Here is a 3,429-nt window from a genome sequence, read left to right as displayed (position 1 = left end):
TATTTGTAGTCTGGCGGTGACCTACTCTCGCATGGGGAGACCCCACACTACCATCGGCGCTGGTGTGTTTCACTTCTGAGTTCGGAAAGGATTCAGGTGGTGCCACACCGCTATGGCCGCCAGACATAAACTGTCACAACATGTAAAAACTGACTGCGTCTTTAAAAATACGCCACTCTATTTGCTCTAATTCGGTAAAGTCGCTCGCTTGTGCGTAACGTCCCAAACACCTTGGGTGTTGTATGGTTAAGTCTCACGGGCAATTAGTACGGGTTAGCTCAACGCATTACTACGCTTCCACACCCCGCCTATCAACGTTGTCGTCTTCAACGACCCTTCAGAGCACTCTGAGTGCTAGTGAGAGCTTATCTCGAGGCTCGCTTCCCGCTTAGATGCTTTCAGCGGTTATCGATTCCGAACGTAGCTACCGGGCAGTGCCATTGGCATGACAACCCGAACACCAGCGGTTCGTCCACTCCGGTCCTCTCGTACTAGGAGCAGCTCCTCTCAACTCTCAAACGCCCACGGCAGATAGGGACCGAACTGTCTCACGACGTTCTAAACCCAGCTCGCGTACCACTTTAAATGGCGAACAGCCATACCCTTGGGACCGACTTCAGCCCCAGGATGTGATGAGCCGACATCGAGGTGCCAAACACCGCCGTCGATATGAACTCTTGGGCGGTATCAGCCTGTTATCCCCGGAGTACCTTTTATCCGTTGAGCGATGGCCCTTCCATTCAGAACCACCGGATCACTATGACCTACTTTCGTATCTGCTCGACGTGTCTGTCTCGCAGTTAAGCTGGCTTCTGCCATTGCACTAACCGTACGATGTCCGACCGTACTTAGCCAACCTTCGTGCTCCTCCGTTACTCTTTGGGAGGAGACCGCCCCAGTCAAACTACCCACCAGGCACTGTCCACAACCCCGATAAGGGGCCAATGTTAGAACATCAAACATACAAGGGTGGTATTTCAAGGATGGCTCCACATCAACTAGCGCCAATGCTTCAAAGCCTCCCACCTATCCTACACATGTAGGTTCAATGTTCAGTGCCAAGCTGTAGTAAAGGTTCACGGGGTCTTTCCGTCTAGCCGCGGGTACACAGCATCTTCACTGCGATTTCAATTTCACTGAGTCTCGGGTGGAGACAGCGTGGCCATGGTTACACCATTCGTGCAGGTCGGAACTTACCCGACAAGGAATTTCGCTACCTTAGGACCGTTATAGTTACGGCCGCCGTTTACCGGGGCTTCGATCAAGAGCTTCGTCCGAAAACTAACCCCATCAATTAACCTTCCGGCACCGGGCAGGTGTCACACCGTATACGTCCACTTTCGTGTTAGCACAGTGCTGTGTTTTTAATAAACAGTCCCAGCCACCTGGTCACTGCGACCACCAACAGCTCATGACGCGAAGTCAATCACCGCCAGTGGCGTACCTTCTCCCGAAGTTACGGTACTATTTTGCCTAGTTCCTTCACCCGAGTTCTCTCAAGCGCCTTAGTATTCTCTACCTGACCACCTGTGTCGGTTTGGGGTACGGTCAATGTTCATCTGAAGCTTAGAGGCTTTTCCCGGAAGCATGGCATCAATGACTTCGCACCCGTGGGTGCTCGTCTCGTGTCTCGGCCTTAAGGACCCGGATTTACCTAAGTCCTCAGCCTACGCACTTTCACCGGGACTACCAACGCCCGGCTCACCTAGCCTTCTCCGTCCCCCCATCGCAATGAACATCGGTACAGGAATATTAACCTGTTTTCCATCGACTACGCGTTTCCGCCTCGCCTTAGGGGCCGACTTACCCTACCCTGATTAGCATGGGATAGGAAACCTTGGTCTTCCGGCGTGGGAGTTTTTCACTCCCATTATCGTTACTCATGTCAGCATTCGCACTTCTGATATGTCCAGCGTGCTTCTCAACACACCTTCACCCACTTACAGAACGCTCCCCTACCCCGCATACATAGTATGCAGCCGCAGCTTCGGTGTATGGCTTAGCCCCGTTACATCTTCCGCGCAGGCCGACTCGACTAGTGAGCTATTACGCTTTCTTTAAAGGGTGGCTGCTTCTAAGCCAACCTCCTAGCTGTCTCTGCCTTCCCACATCGTTTCCCACTGAGCCATAACTTCGGGACCTTAGCTGGCGGTCTGGGTTGTTTCCCTCTTCACGACGGACGTTAGCACCCGCCGTGTGTCTCCCGGATAGTACTCATTGGTATTCGGAGTTTGCATGGGGTTGGTAAGTCGGGATGACCCCCTAGCCCAAACAGTGCTCTACCCCCAATGGTATTCGTCCGAGGCTCTACCTAAATAGATTTCGGGGAGAACCAGCTATCTCCGGGCTTGATTAGCCTTTCACTCCTAGCCACAAGTCATCCCCTAATTTTTCAACATTAGTGGGTTCGGTCCTCCAATTGATGTTACTCAATCTTCAACCTGCTCATGGTTAGATCGCCCGGTTTCGGGTCTATACCCTGCAACTCAACGCCCAGTTAAGACTCGGTTTCCCTACGGCTTCCCTATACGGTTAACCTTGCTACAGAATATAAGTCGCTGACCCATTATACAAAAGGTACGCAGTCACGGAACAAGTCCGCTCCTACTGCTTGTACGTACACGGTTTCAGGTTCTGTTTCACTCCCCTCGCCGGGGTTCTTTTCGCCTTTCCCTCACGGTACTGGTTCACTATCGGTCAGTTGGGAGTATTTAGCCTTGGAGGATGGTCCCCCCATATTCAGTCAGGATATCACGTGTCCCGACCTACTCGATTTCACTTATCATGCACCGTCACATACCGGGCTCTCACCGTCTGTGGCTCCGCTTCCCATCGGATTCTGCTAGCACAAGTTAAGCTTAAGGGCTGCTTCCCGTTCGCTCGCCGCTACTGGGGAAATCTCGGTTGATTTCTTTTCCTCCGGGTACTTAGATGTTTCAGTTCTCCGGGTTCGCTTCCTGGCACCTATTGATTCAGTGCCGGATACTCTGTAAACAGAGTGGGTTTCCCCATTCGGAAATCCATGACTCAAATGCCTCTTACTGGCTTATCATGGCTTATCGCAAGTTAGTACGTCCTTCATCGCCTCCAACTGCCTAGGCATCCACCGTGTACGCTTAGTCACTTAACCATACAACCCGAAGGTGTCTGGCATACGTGACCAAGATTGTTTGTTCTCGCTGTACACAAGTTCGATACGCCTCTACCAAATCAGTTTGTTCAAGTAGAGTGGCATTTCTTACTTTTAATATTACAATCAGCTTTTCATGTTGTTAAAGAGCACGTAACACTAAGTTACCGGTAAACATTCTTTTGCAAGAACATTTAACGCTAACGGTTACGAAGAGAAGAAATGGTGGAGCCAAGCGGGATCGAACCGCTGACCTCCTGCGTGCAAGGCAGGCGCTCTCCCAGCTGAGCTATGGCCCC

Annotated in this window: 1 tRNA gene and 2 rRNA genes; all 3 read right to left on the bottom strand. The window is 51.6% G+C overall.

Annotated features, from left to right (window positions below):
- Positions 1–8: 8 nt before the first annotated feature.
- The 3 genes from rrf to ACP7FG_RS12920 all read right to left on the bottom strand — a co-directional run bounded on the left by rrf (position 9) and on the right by ACP7FG_RS12920 (position 3,429).
- A 5S ribosomal RNA gene (gene rrf, locus ACP7FG_RS12930) occupies positions 9–124 on the bottom strand.
- A 118-nt stretch (positions 125–242) separates the two neighbouring features.
- Positions 243–3,130, bottom strand: a 23S ribosomal RNA gene (locus ACP7FG_RS12925).
- 223 nt (positions 3,131–3,353) lie between these two features.
- Positions 3,354–3,429 (bottom strand) — tRNA-Ala (locus tag ACP7FG_RS12920).

It is taken from the genome of Idiomarina sp. ST10R2A5 (assembly GCF_051842325.1).
Lineage (GTDB): Bacteria > Pseudomonadota > Gammaproteobacteria > Enterobacterales > Alteromonadaceae > Idiomarina > Idiomarina abyssalis.
The sequence above is the reverse complement of the archived record's forward strand: the minus strand, read 5'-3'. Positions and strand labels throughout refer to the sequence as shown.